The organism is Eisenibacter elegans DSM 3317 (assembly GCF_000430505.1).
In the GTDB taxonomy this organism is placed as follows: Bacteria; Bacteroidota; Bacteroidia; order Cytophagales; family Microscillaceae; genus Eisenibacter; species Eisenibacter elegans.
This window is the reverse complement of record NZ_AUMD01000022.1, coordinates 35,616-56,656: the sequence shown is the minus strand read 5'-3', so window position 1 is coordinate 56,656 and position 21,041 is coordinate 35,616. Positions and strand designations below refer to the sequence as shown.

Annotated in this window: 22 protein-coding genes; 13 read left to right on the top strand and 9 right to left on the bottom strand. The window is 48.6% G+C overall.

Annotation, left to right across the window (positions count from 1 at the left end; translation table 11 throughout):
- Positions 1–18: 18 nt before the first annotated feature.
- The 3 genes from G499_RS21145 (at position 19) to G499_RS0110135 (ending at position 2,016) form a co-directional block, all read left to right on the top strand.
- Entirely contained in the window at positions 19–750 is a 732-nt protein-coding gene (locus G499_RS21145; protein WP_026999851.1) for a GLPGLI family protein, read from the top strand.
- A gap of 433 nt (positions 751–1,183) precedes the next feature.
- Positions 1,184–1,636, top strand: a complete 453-nt coding sequence (locus tag G499_RS0110145) for a hypothetical protein (RefSeq protein ID WP_026999850.1) — start codon at positions 1,184–1,186, stop codon at positions 1,634–1,636.
- A gap of 110 nt (positions 1,637–1,746) precedes the next feature.
- Positions 1,747–2,016, top strand: coding sequence for a hypothetical protein (locus G499_RS0110135; RefSeq protein WP_026999849.1), 270 nt, complete (start codon positions 1,747–1,749; stop codon positions 2,014–2,016).
- Here the strand turns inward: G499_RS0110135 and G499_RS19525 are convergent.
- Positions 1,991–2,956: a class I SAM-dependent methyltransferase gene (locus G499_RS19525; RefSeq protein ID WP_051296154.1), complete on the bottom strand. Its 966-nt coding sequence runs from the start codon at positions 2,954–2,956 to the stop codon at positions 1,991–1,993. The genes G499_RS0110135 and G499_RS19525 overlap by 26 nt on opposite strands.
- 167 nt (positions 2,957–3,123) lie before the next feature.
- On the opposite strand from G499_RS19525, the gene G499_RS0110125 reads away from it, so the two are divergent.
- Positions 3,124–3,852, top strand: a complete 729-nt coding sequence (locus tag G499_RS0110125) for a low molecular weight phosphatase family protein (RefSeq protein ID WP_245576726.1) — start codon at positions 3,124–3,126, stop codon at positions 3,850–3,852.
- A 364-nt stretch (positions 3,853–4,216) separates the two neighbouring features.
- Here G499_RS0110125 and G499_RS0110120 read toward each other — a convergent pair whose 3' ends face one another.
- The 4 genes from G499_RS0110120 to G499_RS0110105 all read right to left on the bottom strand — a co-directional run bounded on the left by G499_RS0110120 (position 4,217) and on the right by G499_RS0110105 (position 8,012).
- On the bottom strand, positions 4,217–4,660 hold the full coding sequence (locus G499_RS0110120; RefSeq protein ID WP_342663933.1) for an OsmC family protein: 444 nt from the start codon (positions 4,658–4,660) through the stop codon (positions 4,217–4,219).
- A gap of 102 nt (positions 4,661–4,762) precedes the next feature.
- Entirely contained in the window at positions 4,763–5,092 is a 330-nt protein-coding gene (locus tag G499_RS0110115; RefSeq protein ID WP_051296147.1) for a DciA family protein, read from the bottom strand.
- A 108-nt stretch (positions 5,093–5,200) separates the two neighbouring features.
- Positions 5,201–6,994, bottom strand: coding sequence for a M61 family metallopeptidase (locus tag G499_RS0110110; RefSeq protein ID WP_026999845.1), 1,794 nt, complete (start codon positions 6,992–6,994; stop codon positions 5,201–5,203).
- 406 nt (positions 6,995–7,400) lie between these two features.
- The gene (locus G499_RS0110105; RefSeq protein WP_026999844.1) at positions 7,401–8,012 is read right to left on the bottom strand and encodes a hypothetical protein; all 612 of its coding nucleotides are present in this window, start codon (positions 8,010–8,012) and stop codon (positions 7,401–7,403) included.
- A 93-nt stretch (positions 8,013–8,105) separates the two neighbouring features.
- Between G499_RS0110105 and G499_RS0110100 the strand changes: the two genes are divergently transcribed.
- Positions 8,106–8,975 carry a leucine-rich repeat domain-containing protein gene (locus G499_RS0110100; protein WP_026999843.1) on the top strand — a complete coding sequence of 290 codons (870 nt, stop codon included), beginning with the start codon at positions 8,106–8,108 and terminating at the stop codon, positions 8,973–8,975.
- A gap of 22 nt (positions 8,976–8,997) precedes the next feature.
- Here G499_RS0110100 and G499_RS0110095 read toward each other — a convergent pair whose 3' ends face one another.
- A complete protein-coding gene (locus G499_RS0110095) occupies positions 8,998–9,582 on the bottom strand; it encodes a DUF3109 family protein (protein ID WP_035727222.1) in 585 nt (194 codons plus the stop codon).
- A 151-nt stretch (positions 9,583–9,733) separates the two neighbouring features.
- Here G499_RS0110095 and G499_RS0110090 point away from each other — a divergent pair, with 151 nt between their 5' ends.
- From G499_RS0110090 to G499_RS0110075, 4 genes are all read left to right on the top strand, one after another.
- Positions 9,734–10,159 carry a hypothetical protein gene (locus tag G499_RS0110090; protein WP_026999841.1) on the top strand — a complete coding sequence of 142 codons (426 nt, stop codon included), beginning with the start codon at positions 9,734–9,736 and terminating at the stop codon, positions 10,157–10,159.
- Positions 10,160–10,223: 64 nt separating this feature from the next.
- The gene (locus G499_RS0110085; protein WP_026999840.1) at positions 10,224–11,444 is read left to right on the top strand and encodes an MFS transporter; all 1,221 of its coding nucleotides are present in this window, start codon (positions 10,224–10,226) and stop codon (positions 11,442–11,444) included.
- Positions 11,434–12,474 (top strand): serine hydrolase domain-containing protein, encoded by a 1,041-nt coding sequence (locus tag G499_RS0110080; protein ID WP_161627730.1) that lies wholly within the window; start codon positions 11,434–11,436, stop codon positions 12,472–12,474. The genes G499_RS0110085 and G499_RS0110080 overlap by 11 nt, the downstream gene beginning before the upstream one ends.
- A gap of 62 nt (positions 12,475–12,536) precedes the next feature.
- Positions 12,537–13,046, top strand: coding sequence for a bifunctional adenosylcobinamide kinase/adenosylcobinamide-phosphate guanylyltransferase (locus G499_RS0110075; RefSeq protein WP_342663932.1), 510 nt, complete (start codon positions 12,537–12,539; stop codon positions 13,044–13,046).
- A gap of 8 nt (positions 13,047–13,054) precedes the next feature.
- Here G499_RS0110075 and G499_RS21140 read toward each other — a convergent pair whose 3' ends face one another.
- Together G499_RS21140 and G499_RS0110065 are read right to left on the bottom strand one after the other, a co-directional pair.
- Positions 13,055–14,365 (bottom strand): PAS domain-containing sensor histidine kinase, encoded by a 1,311-nt coding sequence (locus G499_RS21140; protein ID WP_051296146.1) that lies wholly within the window; start codon positions 14,363–14,365, stop codon positions 13,055–13,057.
- 90 nt (positions 14,366–14,455) lie between these two features.
- Positions 14,456–15,679, bottom strand: coding sequence for an acyl-CoA dehydrogenase family protein (locus G499_RS0110065; protein ID WP_035727201.1), 1,224 nt, complete (start codon positions 15,677–15,679; stop codon positions 14,456–14,458).
- Positions 15,680–15,983: 304 nt separating this feature from the next.
- Between G499_RS0110065 and G499_RS19515 the strand changes: the two genes are divergently transcribed.
- Both G499_RS19515 and G499_RS0110055 read left to right on the top strand, forming a co-directional pair.
- Entirely contained in the window at positions 15,984–16,310 is a 327-nt protein-coding gene (locus tag G499_RS19515) for an S-adenosylmethionine decarboxylase family protein (RefSeq protein ID WP_051296145.1), read from the top strand.
- A gap of 3 nt (positions 16,311–16,313) precedes the next feature.
- Positions 16,314–16,952 (top strand): trimeric intracellular cation channel family protein, encoded by a 639-nt coding sequence (locus G499_RS0110055; RefSeq protein ID WP_026999836.1) that lies wholly within the window; start codon positions 16,314–16,316, stop codon positions 16,950–16,952.
- Here G499_RS0110055 and G499_RS0110050 read toward each other — a convergent pair.
- Positions 16,949–18,037 (bottom strand): hypothetical protein, encoded by a 1,089-nt coding sequence (locus tag G499_RS0110050; RefSeq protein ID WP_026999835.1) that lies wholly within the window; start codon positions 18,035–18,037, stop codon positions 16,949–16,951. The two genes, G499_RS0110055 and G499_RS0110050, sit on opposite strands and share 4 nt — an antisense overlap.
- A gap of 410 nt (positions 18,038–18,447) precedes the next feature.
- Here G499_RS0110050 and G499_RS0110045 point away from each other — a divergent pair, with 410 nt between their 5' ends.
- Entirely contained in the window at positions 18,448–19,068 is a 621-nt protein-coding gene (locus G499_RS0110045) for a DUF4230 domain-containing protein (RefSeq protein WP_026999834.1), read from the top strand.
- 111 nt (positions 19,069–19,179) lie between these two features.
- Positions 19,180–21,006: an ABC transporter ATP-binding protein gene (locus G499_RS0110040; RefSeq protein WP_026999833.1), complete on the top strand. Its 1,827-nt coding sequence runs from the start codon at positions 19,180–19,182 to the stop codon at positions 21,004–21,006.
- Positions 21,007–21,041: the final 35 nt, after the last annotated feature.

Below are 21,041 nucleotides of genomic sequence, written 5' to 3'. Positions count from 1 at the left end.
AAAATAATAACATTATTATTGTCGCTTTATCTAATTAATACCGCGCTTTGGGCACAAGTAGTTGGTTATGCTGAATACAAAATAAAGTTGGCTGAAGATGACTTTGATTTTGAAGCTAGTTTATATTTCAATCAAAACAACTCCTTGTTTAACTATAAGGCAAACGAGCGCAGTAAGTGGGTGCTAGACGATAACATATCAAAGTTGCAAATTGTCTATACTGATGCCCAAGGATACCTTGTCAGTACCAGTCTCAATACAGGCAATATGATGATCAGGGAGTTTTGCAGACAGAATCAACCAGTTGTATACCCTGATATTGTACGCCAAAACTGGGTTCTTGGCAATGAAAATAAAATGTTAGAAGGGTTGAATTGCAAATCAGCACACACTGTTTTCAGAGGCAGAAAATATACAGCTTGGTATACATTGGATATCCCTAGCGCAGCCGGACCTTGGAAGTTTAACGGACTACCGGGGCTTATTGTAGCAGTAGAAGATGCGCAAAAAGAAGTGAACATTATCTTGACATCTGTCAAGTTATTGGCGGAGTCTGAGGACAAAAGTGTGGATTTCAGCAAATCAGATATCAAAAGCCGCGAAGAGGTATTACAGTGCTTAGATAAGGCGTATGCAGAGTTTTATAACAAAAACAGGGCAAACATCGCCAAACTTCAGGCGGAGTTCCCAGATTTAATTATTACGAATAACAACCTCCCTGCACAGCGACCTAGGACTGAGTTTGAATGATGTCTGTCAATGTCAGACTCTTTTTATGGTCAGGTGTTTTATGTAAAAACTATACATCACAATGAGTAAGTCAATCCTTTGTGCTTTACTACTTTACTAATAGTGTACACCAATGTTTTGGCAACAGTACAAAACATCAATGCCCTAGCTACTTACAAAGCCCAACTCGGGGAAGACAATCTTGTTTTTACGACCAAGTTGTATTTTAACTTTCAGCAAAGTATTTATCCAAGCAATACCACGAGGCAGAGTGGAAACTGGAAGAAAAAAACATCAGGTTTCGGGGGAGTTTATGATATGTTTATTACAACTCAAAGAGTATACACCTACACCATAGGCCACTTAGTCGTTAGGCAGGCCAACAACCCTAGGCTTATTGTCCGCGATTTTTGCAGTAAGGGCAATCCCTCGATTTATGAGGATGCCGTACTGATTGATTGGAAAATATTGGCTGGAAGAAGTGGAAGTACTCAAGCGTTTTACCGGCAGCAGGCTTTTACACGGTGTCCGGCAGTCAGAGGAGGTAGCTCTCAACCTCAAGCTGAAAGAGGATGTCAAAGCACCTTTATTCGGTAACATAGAGGCTGGCGCAGGCAACGCCTACAGATACCAAGCCCGAACAGCGCTGCTGTCGTACCTCAAAAAACTCAAACTCTTTGCCATAGGAGAAGTCAATAATACCGGAGCAGACTTGCAGAGCTACGACCTCGAAACCTACAACAGCCTGCAAATGAGTAACAAAGGTTTCGTGATGCCCGAACCCATGCTCAACAATCGGCTGGAAGCGCCATCTTTCTTCAATCAAGAGCGCTTCACCTTTCACGAGGGGCAGTTTTTGTCCAACAATATGCTCACCAAACTATCCCCAAAAGCTCCTTACGCCTAATGACCACGGCATACCACAATGCCATCAATTTCGATTTTTCGGATTCGCTTTTTTATTTTCTGCCCACAAGCGATGGCTTTAAAGACTACCAATCATACCTCTAATTGCTTATGAAAAATCTATCGGTCTACTACTTGGCAATCTTGCTGCCTTTCCCGTTGTTGATTTTGAGCCTACAACAGGGCCACGCTACTTTGTTTGCGATGCTGTTGTTGGGCTATGATGTCTATCAAGGCTTTATAGATGGACAAGCCGGTACTTCAAAGAGCTATATTTTGAAGATTGATAAGCCCTATCTCAAGCCAAAGGTTTGCCCTGTGCGGGCGCTAGCCCCAAAAAGTCGTTTAGGCAACCTCAAGCCTTTCTCCGCTGCCCTCTGACTACGGCCACGCGCCCTCCCGGGGTGTAGCTTACAAACTCAGCCTGCACGACCTCTAGCCCGGCCTCGGTCATCCATCGGGCAACGGTCTCGATGCGCTGGGGCTGGTCGTATTGGGGCGAAAACATATCGAAGGTATCTAGGATTACCCACTCTAGCAGTTGCTCGCGGCTAAGCTCGGCGGGGAGGGTGCGCAAATCACAAATGGGTACAAACCGTGTCAGCATCCCTAAGCCTATTCGGTGGAGGGTCTGAGAGAGGCGTATCATCCAAGGGGCGTGGCGCTCGATGCGGTTGAGGAGCTTTTCGTGTGAAAGGCGCTTGGCCCAAGGGCGGAGCAAGTACTTGGCGTGTAGCTTGGTCCACCAGCCACGGATAGGGTAAAAATCGACCACCAGCTCACCGCCGGGTTTGACCATCGCCGCCAGACAGGCCACCGAACGGCCTACATCGGGGGTATGTTGAAGCACGCCAAAGCAAAATACTTTATCAAATTGCTGCGGGGCAAAAGGCAGGGCATAGATGCTGGCCTGAAAAAGGCGCAGCCGTTCTCCATAAATGGCATTGTTGCGGTAGTTGGCCTCCAGCGCACGGGAATAGTCTACACTATGTAACGTAGCTTGGGTATGTGCCAATACCACTTGGGTAAAGCGCCCTGCGCCTGCACCTACTTCCAAGATTTGCTCATCAGCTAGCCCCCCTCGCGGCCAGCCCGTAACGGTAAAAAAGCGGGCTTCACTCTGATTGTTTTTCGAAAACCGATCGATTTGGGTACGCTCAAAGCGATTCCACTGAAAACCGAAGCTCTCGGTATAGCCTTCATCTTGGGCGATATGGTATACCCCCGAGCGAAAGGGCAAGCATTGTCCTTGGTCGGTATAAAATCCTTCGGGGCGAAGGGTGAGAGCAGCTCCCGTATCGGGATGAATGTATGCCAGCATAAGTGCGAAAGCCTGTTGATGCACAAAAGTAAGGAATTGAGGCTATTTGTGTCTACAATCTGGCACAGAGAATACGCCAAAATTCACCCAAACATAACCTGTTGAATTTGGTATGAGTCTAACTGTGTCGTATGTTTGCGACATACTTATCAATAGCCCATAAGATTATGTCTACCTTTATCACCACCTTTGTTGTTGGCGGCCTGCATTGGTTTTTGCAGGCGCTGATGTTTTTTACAACCCCTCAAACCCCCTCACCGATGGATTCATCTTCCTCTTTACATCCTGCGGTAGCGGCCTATGTGGCCGAACGCAGCCAAGAGTTTGACCAAATTACTTCCGAGCGCAAGGCCGTATTGGCACAAATGGCCGTTTTTGTACGCGAGCAAGTAGCCGCCCAAGCACCTGTGAAGATGGTCTTTATCTGCACACATAATTCGCGCCGCAGCCATTTTGGGCAAGTGTGGGCAGCCGTAGCCGCCTACCACTATGGTATCGAAGGGGTAGAGACCTATTCCGGCGGCACAGAGGCCACCGCTTGCAATCCGCGTACGATTGCCGCCTTAGCACGTGTGGGGATGGAGATCACCGCACAAAGCACGGGTGACAACCCGCTGTACCACATCCGTTATGCCGCAGAGGTCGCCCCGGTCGTGGCTTTTTCCAAAAAATTTGGTGATACCCCCAACCCCACCCAAGGTTTTTGTGCGGTAATGACCTGCACCCAAGCCGACGAAGCCTGCCCCTTTGTGCCCGGCGCGCTCAAACGCTTTGCCACCCCTTACGAGGATCCTAAAGCCTTTGATGGCACGCCTGACGAAGCCCGTATGTATGACGAGCGCTGCCGCCAAATAGCTCGCGAACTATTGTATGTGTTTTCTTTGTTAAAAAAATAGGCTGACTATCAGGGTATTGGAAAATTTCCCTCTACCGATGTTACCGCCCCTACGTTGCTAAAAAAGCCCCGTAGGGGCGATACCGTTAGGGATTATCCAATAAATAACCTGCCCATTTCCAAAGAGGGTAAAATGGAGGTGTATGTATTGGGATGAAATGTTTATAACACCTTAGGGCGTTGAGCACACACCCCCTACAGGGTCGATTAATGAAGCTGCTTTTTTGAATGCCTCCTTAATGGCTTCAGCGCCAAAATCACCAAAACCCATTTTGCAACAAAAATTTATAGCATAGGCTCTCCAAGTTTTCATAACTTGGAGAGCCTATATCAGAAGCAATACAAAACTACAGGGGCAAAATAATTTAGCTCACAAAGCTTGCCTCTAGATGAATGGGTACACTGCTAAGTGCTTTGGAAATAGGGCAGGTTTGTTTGGCTTTTTCGGCCAACTCCATAAACTGCGCTTCGCCCATACCGCTGACTTTTCCTTGTAGCGTAAGCGTGATACCGGTAATGCCGAAACCGTCGTCAGTAGGTTCCAAAACGACCTTGGCATCTACCTTTAGCTCGTCAGCAGTAAAGCCTGCGCCTACAATGGCGAAGCTAAGCGCCATCGCAAAACAGCCTGCGTGTGAGGCCGCAATGAGTTCTTCGGGGTTAGAGCCTAGGGTTCCGTCTTCGTTCTGAAAGCGGGGCTTGTAGCCATAAGGCGTATTGTCAAAAAATTTGCTTGGGGCGCTGAGTGTGCCCTTGCCTTCGAGGCCTGTGCCTTGCCATACGGCAGTGGCTTTGCGTACAATTGCCATAAATGTTAGGGGAATAGGTTTGAAAATAGTACTCACATACAACAAGATCAAACCTATAAAAGTTATAGCGCGACACCAGAAGTGATGGCCTTTGTTGGCTCTCTAGCTCAATACCAATTGCTGGACAACCTCTGCTCCGGCGTGGGTGTTGAGGCGGCTGATAATTTGAGATTTATGCAAAAAAAGCTCTTGTCTGAGCGAAGGCGAAATGATTTCGGCATACAACACTTGGTCTCGGATGTAGAGGCGCTTGGTTTGTTTGGCGACAGTTTGCCCCAGCACCTCATCCCAGGCATTGAGCACCTGTGTTTCGAGAAACTTCCCCTTTAGTTTGTAGACATCCAATAGCTCGGCAATAGCGGCGTTGATGTCGGTAGTGCCTGCTCTATGCGACTCGCGTCCACGTCCGTATTTTTTCTTGTCTTGATACATTGCTTTTATTTTATGAGGACGGTTTACAGAAAGGGGAACGAAGGTAGCGCATAATCTCTACAAATCCTAATGAGTAAGGCCCCATTTTGGGACGTACATTTTTACGATTTATTGGCGTAGCCAAGCCTTCAGCGCAAGGCTTTGTTGGGGGTTGGGAGCTTGTAAGGGGGCTATTTCCCAAGCACGTGTGGGGTCTGCTTTTGGGGTTAGGTTACGGGTTTGGAGGTAGCCATCACGCCGGAATTGCACACTTATTGGTACTTCGACAGGGTAATTTTCCAGTGCCTTGTCCCATTGTTTGACGGGCTGCTCGTTCAAGCTCAACAACACATCGTCTACCTGTAGTCCGGCGCGCTGTGCGGGGCTGCCTTGCCGTACTTGGGTAATGACTCCTTGGCCATTGACCTGCCATCCGGCGTAGGTCTTATCAGGGTTTTTGGCTTTTTCGAGCAATTGTAGGCCTAGCTTTTCGGCCATTGCCGTATAGGGTATTGTGGTGGTATCATACACATAACGTGCCAACCACTCTTCGAAGTAAGCAGCGGGCTGGCCGGTCAAATTCGCCAATACGGCGCAGATATCTGCATCGGTATAGGCTCGGTCGGCTTGTTGATAACAACGCCGGTAGAGCTGCCGCAGCAGGTCGTCAGTGGTATAGCGCCCTTGGGAGAGGTGTATGATTTCGGCATCTAAGGCCCAGGCGACCAGCGCGCCTTTGTGGTAATAAGAGATGGTCAGGCTATCGCTGTGTTCGTGTGGGCGATAAAACTTGATCCAAGTATCCCAGCTGGCCTCGGCCACTGGCTGCACTTGGTTACCAGGCAGATTTTCGACTTTTTCGAGCAGGGCAGCCATTACACGGAAGCACTTTTGGGCATCAATCAGCCCGGCACGGTGCAAGATAAGGGCTTCGTAATAAACCGTAAACCCCTCGGCCACCCACAGCAGAGAGGTGTAGTTTTCGCGCTCATAATCAAAGCTTTGCAAAGGGCGTAAGCGCTTGACATTCCAAAGATGGAAATACTCGTGAGCGGCCAACTCTAAAAACTCGATATATCCTTGGGGCGTAGCATAGAGTGCCTTGGGGAACTGCAAGGTGGTCGAGTTGAGGTGCTCTAAGCCGCCAAATCCCTTGGCCGAAAAGTATACCTGAAAGTAGTAGGTATTGTCTAGATAACCTTGGCAAGGGTGGGTATGTTCTTCAAAAATAGCCATACAGGCCTCTACAATGGCTTGCAAATCTTGACTGAGCCGTTGCTCATCCAATTGTTTTTTGCCCCAATATGCCACGCGGTGTATCAATCCGGAAGCTTCAAAATCAAAGTTCTTCAGCCCTTTTGTCGCCCAGATGGGACTATCGGCCATCGTATCCCAATCAGGGGCTTGATAGACACAGGGCTGTGTGTTGTCAGTCCAGTTGGCAGCAGTTCCCCGTTCTTCGCCCTCCTGAGATGCGGTCGGTAGGCTTGGCAGGGGCACATGGGCAGCCCAGCCGCTGGGTAGATGAAGCTCTAAATGGATAGGCCAAGCTAGCTGATCGGGGCAGAACATCAGCACTGCACCGGGTACAAAAAATAACTGTTGCTCATCCAAATAGGCATTCCGAACTGTCCAACGGTACGCATAGACCTTATAGCTGACCGATACGATGCCATCCTCGGCGCTGTGTGCCAAATACCATCGGTTTTTGGCTGTTTTCTGTATCTTCAATGCCTTTCCGTGGGCATCAACTGCCCTTACCTGACTTACAAACTGCGCGTACTCGCGTTGGAGATACGAACCCGGTGTCCAAGTGGCCATTGCCAAGAGAGTGCCTTGGGTAGTAGCCGGATGCTTCAGGCGTAGCGTAACGACAATCTCGTGTGTGGCGGGTTGGGGAATTTGTATTTGATATGACAGCATAGGCAGGGAAATATTCGATGAGAGAAGACAATTACAAGTCTACACATTTTGCCGAACATCACAAACGACCTAGCTTTTTTGTTTTGGCTAGATGTTCGACCTGCCAATTGGCTCAAGAGATTTCCACGCCACTGGATATTTTTCAAATCCCACAGTTAAAACTGTAGGCTAAATCTCATTTTACCTCCAGAACGAGGTCTCAGCTTCTCTCGGAGCCGGAGTTCCAGGTTAAATGTACGTCAAAAACTCGGGGCAAAATGAGCACAACCAAGACAAAAACCCAAAATATCCAGCGGGGTGATTTCCTAATCTGACCTAAGTAGATACTGTCAGGCAAGGGAGGGACTATTTTTGTAAAATAAATTATGATAATATATAAAGCAATAATCACATTTTTCGACAAGTACTAAAGACTATGTTCTCCGCCGCTGATATTGGCATCGTTAGCGAGTGTGCATAGCAGTTCCTGCCAAGCAGCAATTTGTGCTTCGTCGAGGGCTTGTGAGGAGGGTGGGCAGAGCCAGTTGAGGCGTACCCCCAGCTTAGCCGCCTCTGGTGCGATATTGCGCATAAGGCCTACGAGCGCCTGTTGACGTAAGCGCCGCACGTCTTCTTCTAAGGGCGAAGGCGTGTGTGTGGTGAGCCAAATCTGCCCGTTTTTGGCGGCAACCCAAGGCACAAAGTGTTTGAGTAGCGCCCAGAGCACCTGCACTTCTGGGGCAAGGGCTTGTTTTTCGGCTGGAGCAGGGCTAAAAGCCAACAAGGGCAAATCTATCAAGGTAAGGCTGCCTGCCTCTTGGCCTTGGCAAAAGCCCCTCAACGTAGTGTCGTCAAGGTTAGGCAATTGATGGACAGTAGGTAAGGAGGTTGCGCCTTGATAGTGGGGGAGTTGTATGCATTGCCAAGGCAATTGGCTATCGGCAAAAAGCGCCTCCCAAGCCGCAACAATGGGGGAGCCGCCGCCCACCAACCAACCTGAGCTTTGTGCCGACAATTTACAAGCAGAAATAGGCATCATATATGATAAGGGTAACCCCTACAGAGTTTTGACGTTCAATAACAAGTAAATAAACGATTGCTACCGCTTCAAAAAACATACCCAATCACATTGATGGATATTTCGGACGCTTCCACACACTTATACTGGTGGCAAAGCTTGGATGCTCATTGGCAACAATTGCTTTTGCTCAATCGTGAAATCAACCGCAACATTACTTCACAACAGCTGACAGCCGTATTACAGAGCAAACAAAATTATTATGCTCCGCCTATGTTGCTTTATCAAACATTGTATCAGCAGACTTTTTACCCCAACAGGCGTATGGTTACAGAAGCACTGTTGGCCGAGATTTTAGCCCTGAAGGAGTGCTTTGTTCAATCTTCACACCTCACACATCTCGACCCAATAGCTGATTTGCCTAGCTTAGAGGTCTTATTGGCACACTCTAACCCACTCCAAAGCCTCAGACCGCTAGCCGCCAATACAGCACTACGCAGCTTGGATGTGTCGCGCACAGCCCTTGAGTCGTTAGCACCTATCGCTGTGCTCAAACAATTGCAATGGCTCAATATCGGTAATACCCGTATCAGTGGTATAGAAGAGCTAGCCGAGCTGACAGATTTACGCACCCTCATACTTGACCATACTCCCGTAGCCGACCTGAGCCCTTTGGCAGAATTAAGCCAGCTACGTACCCTAAGCTGTGCCTTTACTTCGGTGAAACACCTCTATGCCCTAGAGGGGCTACAGCGGCTGAAGGTCTTGAAAATAGGCATGACAGGTATAGCAGACCTCACTCCCGCAACCTCTTGGACAAACCTAGAGGAGCTACACCTTTGGGGTACACAGGTGCGTTCGTTAGAGCCGCTCTATGAGTTGCCCCAATTAAAGCTCTTGCATATAGCACTACAAAAACATCTTTCGGCTCAGGAAGTAAAGCATTTTCAATCGCATCGCCCTGCCTGCAAAGTCGTACTTTAGTGTGAAACAAAACACGTCCGACTCAGTGGTCTTGGGGGTCGGGCATCCGTTCACTGATTTGAGCGACGAGCGTGTTGTACCACTCTTCCCCATACTTACGAATAAGCGGTGTTTTCAAAAACTGGTACAGAGGTACCCCGGCGGCCTTGCCTTTTAAACAAGCTGCAGCGCAAATATGCCACTGATGATAGTTGACAGCCTCAAACTCATCATAACGAGTGATGCGCAACGGATACAAATGACAAGAAATAGGCTTGGGATAGGCTATTTTCCCTTCTCGATGGGCTTGCTCGATACCACACTTGAGCACGCCTGCCCCATCACGAAAAGCAAACACACAAGCTCCGGTGGGCAAGGAGGCCGTCGAATAGTCGCCGTTAGGCTCCTGATGATACCACCCTTCGCGGGCAATCTGAGCAAGGGCTTCGGGGGTTAGGTAGGGGCGAATATCCTCAAGCAATTGTTGGATGACGGCGAGCTCTTCAACCTCCAAAGGAGCACCCAGCTCCCCCTCAACACAACAAGCGCCCAAGCATTTGTCCAAATCACAAACAAACATCTCGTCGGCTATATCATCCGTGATATAGGCTTTGTCTACAATATACATAGTGCTAAATTTAGGGTGCAAAGATACGTTTTTGAGCCGGTTTGGCCGCTTTTGCCAAGGCATTATTGTACATCGGGCTTTTTTGTATTATCTTTAGATGAAATTAGCGTTTAGTAATAGCGATGATTACTCTCAAATGAACCTTTGTTTTATGGAAAAGTTACAAACCCTCCCCAACGCAGAAATTCTATTTGACCAAGAGGCTGAAGTGATGTACTTGATGCTCAGCGGCACAATAGAGCTAGAAGAATATAAGCACATTTTTGAAGTTTTCTTACAAGAGGGAATCAAACTAGGTTCCAAGCGGTTTGTTATACAGCAAGGCGACATGGTCAAGTCAAGTATGGCCGCTAGAGCTTGGCTTGTAGCTAAATGGCTGCCCAAAGTACAAAAAAGCATCCCAGAATGTCGCGCAGGCGTAGTATTGGCCAAATCACTATTCACCCGCATAGGGGGCGAATATTTGGTAGGCGCTGCGCGCAAACTGACCAACTTCAATGTACGGACTTTTGGCTCTCTTGAAGATGCCCAACAATGGGTCGTTATGGACAACGAGGACGTACCCGCCGACAATTGACCAATAGCAGGTATGGGCAGTTGTCATACAACAAGTACCATACCTGCTTCTCACCCCCTGATAGATGACAACTAACCCTACTACTGCCCCCCCCCAACCGCCCCTCTGGACCAAGGACTTTGTGCTGCTTTCGCTAACCAATTTCCTAATGGCCGGAGGGTCTTTTATGCTCATCCCTACGCTGCCGCAGTATGCCCAAGGCCAACTAGGCGCTCCCGAATCACAGCTGGGCTATATTATGGGCTTTTTCACCTTGGCCGCCCTGATGGTACGCCCCGTTTCGGGTATTCTGCTCGATACTATCGGCAGGAAGATTGTGTATTTTGCCGGTCTTTGGATGTTTCTCTCTGTAATGCCACTGTATTACCTGAGCTATACAATGACCATTTTGCTGGGTATCAGGCTGCTGCACGGGTTTGGATGGGGGATATTGACGACCGGCGGTAGCACCATTGTTTCGGATATAGTGCCGCCGGCTCGTAGGGGAGAGGGAATTGGCTATTTCGGAATGTCTTTTACCCTAGGGATGGCCTTAGGACCTACTGCCGGTCTTTGGCTGATTAAGCTGACCAACTTTCAGACGCTCTTTGCCGTCGAAATTGTGGTGATGAGCTTGAGCATCTTACTCTCTTGGATGGTGCAATATCCCGTTATCGAGAAAGTAGGGCGTACTGCCAAGGGCATTCAATGGAGCGATATTGTAGAGCCGCGCTGCCTATCTATTGCGTCTATTGGCTTGTTTTCGTCAATGATTTATGGTGGCATCCTGACTTTTATCTCTCTTTTTGCACAAGAGCGCGGCCTCGAACAAGCCGGCAATTGGTTTTTTATTGCTTATGCCAGCGGCCTGACTATTGTCCGGCCTATAGCAGGCAAATGGCTCGACCGCTACGGGCCACATAGCCTCTTAGGGTGTGCTTTTGCACTATTGACAATAGGCGTTTGGTGGTTGGCTCTGACAACTACCGGGACTACCTTCTTGGTGGCTTCCTTCATTACAGGAGCCGGTATGGGGACCATCTTGCCCACTGTGATCACTATGACAGTCAGTATTGTAGTACCACAACGCCGAGGTGCCGCCAATTCTACTTTCTTCTCAGGAGTAGATATAGGCATCGGCCTAGGAGCCATCCTGCTGAGCTACGTTGTTTCTATCACTTCTTTGCAGACAATGTATTTGGTGTGTGGGGGGTTGGTGATTATCCCAACCCTGATCTTCTTTGGCTATGCTTATCGAGACTATACGCAGAAAAAGGCCGAAATCGATGCGATGTTTGAAAACTAACTGGCCTTGTTATTGGTGCTTGCTCTGTCAGTTTGGTTGGCTGATGGCCTGCAATGCCCAGCCTAATGCCACCGAGAAAGCCATCCAACATTGTACTACATTTGTAGAAAAATACCCTCCGGGTTTGGCAGCAGTGATATTTACCACCGACACAATCCTGTTTCACCATACCACAGGGGCAAGTATCCACGACAGCAGCACCTTCCGAATTGCTTCTCTAAGCAAACAGTTTACAGCAGCTGCCGTGTATGCGCTTATTGCTGAAGGTCAGGGCAGCCTCGAGACAACCATAGGCGAAGCCCTGCCAGAGTTGCTACCGGCCTGGCAAGACCGGACACTGCGCGAGCTCCTTCAACACACCGCCGGCTTGCCCGATTATGAAGCCATAGCCCCACAAGGGCTGGTCTTGTATGAAGCACAAGTGTTGGCATCATTAAGCCAGCCTTCAAGCCTCCAAGCCGCACATCCTAGGGGGCGGTTTCGTTACAACAACACCGCCTATGTATTGTTGAGTATTTGGGTAGAGCGCATCGCGCAAATGCCGTTTGAGCAATACCTCCAACTACGGTTTTTTGAGCCTTGGCAAATGCAGCACAGTAGTGTGGGCGCTACAACACAGCCCCAAAGCCGAAGGGTCTATGGATACTATGGAGCTCAGGTGTTTGACCAAAGCCTCTCCAGTAGGCTCAAAGGAGATGGTTGTGTGTATACCTCAGCCCTAGACTATAGTCGGTGGTTGCAGGGGCTGATGCAAGAGGGGAGATTGTTGGAGGAAATGCTGGCCGAAACTGTACCAACACATCTACCACAAAACAACTATGGAGCGGGCTGGTACTGGCAGGAAAACACACAAGTGGCTTGGCATCAAGGCAATACAGCAGGATTCAGTGCCTATGTGTATTATGCCAAGGCCGAAGGATTTGCCGTATGTGTGTTGAGCAATCAGACAGGAAGCCCTACAGAAAACCTTGCCAAGACCTTGGCCAACTGGTACCGAAACACACACGCACAGCCAACAGAAAAGCCCTAGTACTCCAAACAAAGCACACCAAGTAGTGAACTTATTAGCGGTCATACAGTGTTTTGGGGCTTATGATATTACACTACATCAGCGGCGGACAGCGCTCGGGCAAGAGCAGCTATGCCCAAAATCAAGCCATAAGCCTCACCGAAAGACCAGTGTATTTGGCGACAGCCAAAAATTGGGACGAAGAGTTTAATCAACGTATCAAACGGCATCAATCTGATCGTGACCAGCGTTGGGAAAATATCGAAGAACAGATGCATTTGAGTAAGCTCGACCTGCAGGGGCGTGTGGTTGTCTTGGATTGTATCACACTGTGGCTGACCAATATTTTTGTAGCCCACCAATCGGCAGTAGCGCCTAGCTTGGACTTTGCCAAAGAAGAATTTGAGCGCTTGGCACAGCAATCTTTTACGCTTTTCTGCATCAGCAATGAGCTAGGAATGGGATTACACGCTGACACCCCTGTGGGGAGAGCTTTTACAGACCTTCAGGGCTGGATGAATCAATACCTGGCCAAGCGTGCCAACACGGCTACATTGATGGTTTCGGGATTGCCGCTGAAACTAAAAGGATAAGACAGGGTCTACTGTACAATGTTGGGAATACGAAGCTCAAAGGTAGTACCTTCGCCAACCACAGAGTCTACCTTGATGTCGCCGGAGAGCTTCTTGATGGTCTCTCGTACAATATAAAGCCCCAATCCTGAGCCACTTTTGTTTTCACTGGCGCGGTAAAACATGTCGAATATCTTGTCCAAATGCTCTTGGGAGATTCCTTGGCCGTTGTCGCTTACTTTTACGCGCGCCTCTAGCTCATTGACCTCTATCTCTACAGACACATATGGGTCGGTACGCTCGGGGTGCGCATAGCGTATAGCATTGGAGACCAAGTTGTTGAAGATGACATAGAGTCGGTGTCTGTCGGAGAAGAAATCGACCGTTTGGTTGATATGAATCTTGGGGGCTACCTCGTTGTTGTGGGACTCGTGCTCCATAAACGCCAGATTTTCAAACACCTCTGCAATCAGCTCTTCCCAGTGGATAGGCTGGCGCACGACCATCAGGCGGGCGTTGCGGGAGTGGTAGGTGATGTCTTTGATAAAAAAATCTAGGCGCTTGAGCGATTTGTCTATCAGGGCAAGATATTGGGGAAATTGGCTGGTGTCTTTTTCTAGGCGCATTAGTTGTACAATGCCCTGAACAGAAGAGAGGGGCGCTTTGATGTCGTGCGACACACTGTATACAAACCTATCCAGCTCCTCATTTACCAAAAGCAGCTCTTCGTTTTGCATAGTAAGCTGTTGCTCTATCTTTTTTTCCTTGCTGACATCTTTGATAAAATATGACAGCCCGATGACTTCTTGCTGGGTATTGCGGACGGGGTTGAATTGGATTTCAAAAAACTTCTGTTCGTTGTCCAGTTGCACTTGTTTTTCTATTTTGAAAGACTCTCCGCGCAGTGTTCGCTCATAAACAGGCAGCCAATCAAGTACCTTATCGGGTTTGTGGGCAAATTGTTCAAACAAGTTTTGGCCTACCTGTAGGGTTACACCATAGCGCTTGACGATGTAGGCTTGGTATAGACTGTTGAATGCGCGCACGTGCATGTATTTGTCGAGCATACAAATCATGTCCGCACTACTTTCAATGAGCCCCTGAAGGTAGTGTTCTTGTTCTATCAGTGGTTCATTCCCCATAGGGTCGGCAATAAAACTGTCATAAGACAGGATACGACATTTTCTAATCCAGTCCTGTATGTGTTGTTGCGGGGCTTCAGCAGGGTGTTCAGGTTCTGCTTGAGTAGCAACGATGAGCGCAGTTTCTAGCTCTTTTGCCAAATCTAGCAAATCAGCTATATGTTTTTCAGCAGCAGAATGAGGCGAAATATCGGCCATAGGTGTATCCAAAAATGAAAATAGAGAATGTCTGCCAAGCTAGCGTTCACAGGGAAGGGCTTGTGCTCTTATTGAGCACAAGCCGGAGGCTTACCGAAATGCTTGTATACCGGTGATATCGTGCCCGAGTATGAGCAAGTGGATGTCGTGTGTGCCTTCGTAAGTAACTACAGACTCTAAGTTCATCATATGGCGCATAATGGGGTATTCGCCTGTGATGCCCATTCCGCCTAATATTTGTCGAGCCTCCCGTGCAATGTGGAGTGCGATTTCGACATTATTTCGTTTGGCCAAGGAGATTTGGGCGGTAGTAGCTTTACCTTCGTTTTTGAGCTTGCCCAAGCGCCAGCAGACCAGCTGCGCCTTGGTAATTTCGGTCAGCATTTCGGCCAGCTTTTTCTGAATCAGCTGGAAGCCGGCGATAGGTTTGCCAAACTGCTCCCTTTCGGCAGCATAACGCCGGGCGGTATCATAGCAGTCCATCGCTGCGCCCAGTGCGCCCCAAGCAATGCCATAGCGGGCGCTGTCGAGGCAGCTAAGCGGCCCACGTAAGCCCGAGATACCCGGGAGTAGATTTTCTTTAGGGACTTTGACATTGTCAAAAACCAGTTCGCCGGTGATACTGGCACGCAGCGACCATTTTTGGTGTATTTCGGGGGCGCTAAAACCCTCCATCCCTCGTTCTACAATCAGGCCGTGGATGCGCCCTGCTTCGTTTTTGGCCCAGACTACGGCCACGTCAGCATAGGGGGAGTTAGAAATCCACATCTTGCTACCATTGAGGAGATAGTGGTCCCCGGCATCGCGGAAGTTGGTTGTCATCCCGCCGGGGTTGGAGCCATGGTCTGGCTCAGTGAGGCCAAAGCAGCCCAAATATTCACCCGAGGCGAGCTTGGGCAAATATTTTTGGCGTTGCGCCTCGCTACCATATTGATAGATGGGGAACATCACCAACGAACCCTGCACAGAGGCCGTAGAACGCATTCCGGAGTCGCCACGCTCTATTTCTTGCATCATCAGGCCATAAGAGATGTAATCTAGCCCGCCGTTGGGGTTGTATTCGGTAGGGATAGTAGGACCAAATGCACCGATGTCGCCAAATTTGCGGACGATGTCTTTAGGGAAAATAGCCTGCTGTGCGCAGCTTTCGATGATAGGGGAGATTTCTTTTTTCACAAAATCACGCACGGCTTGGCGAATCATCTTGTGTTCTTCGGTGAGCAGGTCATCGATGTCGTAGAAATCAGGTGATTCAAATAAGTCCTGCTTGGTGCTGTGCGTTATGGATTGGTCAGTAAGCGTAGCGTGTGTCATAGTTTTTTTTGTTGTCGTTAGAGAGAGGGAGAACCCCCTCCTATCAAAAGGTTATCGTGTAAGTTTGTTGGATTGGTATACGAGTTTTGAGGGATACAAGTTTTTGTGTAATAGGCTACCAAATTAGTCTTTTGTGGGCATAACTCCAAATTTGACTTGATATTCTCCTAACACCAAAGCGCCAAGCTTTGTTGGCCGATGAGAGCTTTTAGATAAAATCTTTGTTTATTTGAAAAAATCCTCAAAACTTGTACATCTGTGTCGAGCTTCTGTTGTTTTGGCTTGACTCAATTTTGGAAAATACATGAAAGCTGTTATTTATAATCATCATTGGTGGATAAGTGAAACCACGCCTACTACGCTTCAACCGTTGTTTGAAAAGCTGTTATTGGCGGCTGATTTTCAGGTATTGAATCACATGGAGCACCACTTCGAGCCTCAGGGCTATACCTGTATTTGGTTGTTAGCCGAAAGTCATTTGGCTATTCATACCTTCCCTGAGGAGCAGAAAAGCTATGTAGAGCTAAGTAGTTGTGATTGGGGTAAATATGAACAGTTTTTAACTTTATTACCACAATATCTGCCTAGGGCAGCCATATTGGTAAGCCAGTCAATGTCAGAAAAATCTTGATATATGAATTTTTTACAAATTATAGACCTTGCTGGTACTTTTGTTTTTGCGGTCAGCGGAACGCTTTCGGCTGCCAACAAACAACGGCTTGATTCTTTCGGTGTTTTGTTTGTGGCCTTTGTAACGGCAGTAGGAGGGGGCACTACCCGCGACATCATTCTCGGGATTCATCCGGTAGTGTGGGTGGAAGATGTCCGGTATTTTGCTATAATCTTGCTAGGCGTATGGTTGACCTTGATTTACAAGCAATACATAGCCCCACTGAAGAAAACCTTGTTTTTGTTTGACAGTATCGGCATTGGCTTTTTTACTATTTTGGGGATGCAAAAGGCGCTGATGATTGGGGTTACGCCCGTTATTGCCATCATTATGGGGATGGTTTCGGCCACAGTGGGTGGGGTACTGCGCGATACACTATGCAATGATTTACCGCTTATTTTCCATCGAGAACTATATGCAACGGCCTGTGTGGCTGGGGCGGTTTTATTTTTGTTGTTGGATGCGCTCCAAGTCGAGAATACGCTCAATATGTGCCTGACGATTGCCGTGGTGATTTTAATCCGCCTTTTAGCGGTACGATACCGCATTCACCTGCCTACAATAGCACTAGAAGAAACAGCTCCCGAAGAAGAGGAGGGCTAGAGCATAATGATAGACTTGCCCAACAACATCCCGAAAATGTCGGCGTTGTGGCTGATTTCTACAAAAACATCCTTGTGTCCTTGTTCTTTGTCAAGAGTTAGGCCATTGTTATAGACTGTAAAATCGAACAAACGGCTGAGCAACAACACTCTTTTTTCGCTATTACCCTCAAACATAATGCGCTTGTTGGTCAGGTAAAGCATCCCTTCATCTACCATTTCCCAATCAGCATCGGGGCTGAAGGTGGGGTTTTGCTCAATATTGCGCCAGTACTCTCCCTTATTGATTTTTAGATGTAGGGCTGCGCGGTTGAAAATGGTTTGGTTGCCCACGTTCTTTTCCTCATACCAGCGGATACGGCTCTGAAAGTAGACTTTTTCTTTCTTGGGCAGGGGCAACTGATGGTCTATTTCGGGCATTTCGCCATTTTCAATTTGCCAGAAGAGCTTGTATTTTTCGAGCGCCGAGCGGTTGGCCTTGCTGAGGTGTATGGTGGCATTGAGGTTCTGGGCGATGCTTTGTAGCTCCTGTTCTTCTTCGGGGGAGAGCAGCTTGTCTTCGATGGCATCGTGTATAAACTGTTCTACCAATTGGCGGCTGCTTGTGCTGTAGATGCGCTCAGCAATTTCATCGGGGAGCTTGAGGTCATTTTGGAGTTGTTGGATGAAGGCGCGCTCACGGTCGTCGATGCGGTGGTCTTGGAGTAGCTTTTCGACTTCGTTTTTATAAATCTGACCTGCCAGTTCTTCGTGTATTTGGTTGACAGTCTTGTCATTAAGGCCAAGAATGTACTTGAGGTGGCGCAAGTCGCGCAACTCTTCTTGAGAGAGGTACTTGTCGTCGAGGCAACTATGGAGGTATTGGCGATAGAAACCCTTGATTTCGTCCTGAAATTCGGTACTGAAATTGACCTCATAACTGGCCGAAATAGCCTGTACTTCTTCAAGGCTAATGTCTAGTAAGTCTTTGGTAGCCAAAAGGTTATTTAGTTCTATAACCGCATTGCTCTTGATTTTTTTACCTAGCATTTTGTCCCAAAGCGAGGGGCTTCTGAGAACTTGCTGCGAATAAATCATATGCTCCATAAGGGTATCCGACGATAGTTACGTGCACAATATAGGGGTTATCTGTTAAAAAAGCATAAGATTTTTTGCCTTAGCTGTTTTTATAAGAAGGTGTAAGGCGTAGTGTATACTTCAGCCTGTGTAGGTTGGGTATGACCTAGCGCGTAGTTGGCTTGATTTATGGCAGTGGGGACACAGCCTTAGCCCACAGTTTTAATTGTAGGATTTGAAAAATGTCGATTGGATATAGCCTAGCTCAACGGGCACAACAACGACAAAAATCAAAAATACCTAATAGTATGGGTGGAGAGCCAAATTTAAAGCCACTAACCCAAACTCAACCCAAGGCAGTGCTGTTTTTACTTTCAAACTTACTACCTTTGCAATCTGTTGGCAGAGGCGGAGGGTTAGACCAAAATTAAAGAAATTTTATGACACGCAGCATCATCATTGTAGCCTTGGTATTGGTGGCCGTATTGGTGGGAGGGTTGGCCTGGGAAGGACTCAGAGGCTCACTTTTTGGCGGATTGAAGACCGAAGAGGTAACAACGCACCGCTCTGTTTTGGAAGAAATCGAAGCCCTAGGCAAGGTAGAGCTGGTGAAGTACAAATTCAAGGATGTGGTAGAGCACAAGGTCAAGTACAACTGGTTTCCGGACAGCAAGGTGATGCTCATCGTCAGCGGGGAGGCCGTAGGTTGTATCGATTTGGCACAGATAAAGCCCCAGCACTTGCTCGATACGCAAGACACACTCTTCTTGACTATGCCTGCCCCAGAGCTTTGTTATTACAAAATCAACCATCAGGACTCCAAAATCTACGACACCAAGAACACCTATTTTAATGATGCCCAACTGATTGACAAGGCCTTCAAAGCTGCCGAGAAAGAAATAGCCCGGCTGGCCTATCAGGCCAACATTACCGAGATGACCATCCAAAATGCCGACAAAATACTCAAACCCCTGCTGGCGCAGATAGCTGGCAAGGTGGTGGTACTCAATTACCCTCCCAATGCAGTCAAAGACCAACTCAAAGACCGGGTGAGGTTTTAGTCAATACCCCCACAAAGCGCGGTGTAATCGTGCTGTTCTCATAACCAAATTCTCTCACAGGCAGTTAGGACGCTAAACGTTCCGTTGCTTTTTTGTTTTTAGACAGATATTATGCCTCAGACCCAATCCAAACAAACAGAAGAACATCCTGACAAGGGCCGCAAACTCAGCCGCCAGGATTTACAAAAAGCCCTACGTGTATTTCGATTTATGTGGCCCTACCGATGGCCTTTTGCGTTGGGTCTTGTGTTCTTGGTGTTTTCTACCCTCACTACCCTCACCTTCCCCTACTTTGCCGGGCAGCTGCTCGATGCGGCAATGGGCAAAATCAATCTCTCTATCAATCAGATAGCGCTGCTGCTGATTGGTATTTTGTTGTTGCAGGCGGTGTTTTCTTTTTTCAGGATTATGCTTTTTGTCAAGGTTACGGAGAGTGCCATGCGTGACATCCGCCGGAGCTTGTACGAAAAGATGATTGGCCTGCCCCTGCGCTTTTTTGAGCAGCGCCGTGTGGGCGAGCTTATCAGCCGCCTTACTTCCGATGTGAGCCAACTCCAAGATGTATTTTCGTTTACCTTGGCCGAGCTTTTCAGACAGGTGGCTACCCTCGTAATAGGGGTAAGCGTCTTGTTGCTGACTTCTACCCGCCTGACCCTGCTGATGGTGGCGACCTTCCCGGTGCTCATTATTGCGGCGATGGTCTTTGGGCGATACATCCGCAAGCTCTCCAAACAGACCCAAGACGCACTGGCCGAAGCCAATGTAGTAGTCGAAGAAACGCTGCAATCCATCCAAGCCGTCAAGTCCTTCACCAACGAAGGCTTTGAACTAGGGCGCTACGAGAAATCCCTCCATACCGTGCTCTTACGCGCCGTACAAGCAGGTCGGCTGCGTGGTATTTTTGTGTCGTTTGTGATTTTTGCCCTCTTTGGGGCTATTGTTTTGGTGCTGTGGTATGGCACTTGGATGGTAGCACAAGAGATGATTACGGTTGGCGAACTGACTTCGTTTATCATCTATACCGCCTTTATCGGGGGGGCTGTCGGTGGTATGGGTGAGCTTTATGCCCAAGTACAGCGCACCGTAGGGGCTTCGGAGCGCATTCTGGATATCCTCGATGAGCAGTCCGAAGTGCAGCCTATGGCCGTCAACACGGCCAAAGCCCAACCCGCCCTGCGCGGCGAGATAGAGCTGCGCGATGTGGTGTTTCAATACCCCACCCGTCCCGACATCACCGTCCTCAAGGGCGTGTCGCTATGGGTAGAAGCCGGTAAAAAAATAGCCCTTGTAGGGCATAGCGGCGCAGGCAAATCGACAATTGCGCAGCTCATTTCGCGCTATTATGACCCCGCCCAAGGGACGGTACTGGTCGATGGCCGCCCCCTCGACCAATACGACATCAGCCACTTGCGCCACAACATCGGCATTGTACCGCAGGAAGTACTCCTCTTTGGCGGTAGCATCCGCGAGAACATCGCCTATGGCAAGCCCGAAGCCAGCGAAGAGGAAATCATCGCTGCCGCCCGTCAGGCCAATGCCTGGGAGTTTATCAGTACCTTCCCCGAAGGACTGGAGACCCTCGTAGGGGAGCGTGGCGTAAAGCTCTCCGGTGGCCAACGCCAACGCATCGCCATCGCCCGAGCCCTGCTCAAGAACCCGGCCATCCTCATCCTCGACGAAGCCACGAGCGCCCTCGATTCGGCCTCCGAAAAACTCGTGCAAGAGGCCCTCGAAAACCTGATGCGAAACCGCACCACCCTCATCATCGCCCACCGCCTCTCGACCATCCGCCAAGTAGATACCATCTATGTCATCAACGACGGACGCATCGCCGAAGCCGGCAGCCACCAAGAGTTGGTAGACCTGCCAGAAGGCCTCTACAGCCAGTTGGTCAAGCTCCAACTGACCACTTCCGGCGAAACCCCGGCGGTGTCCTAACACTACAAAAGTTGGACGATTTTTTGGGCTTGCCC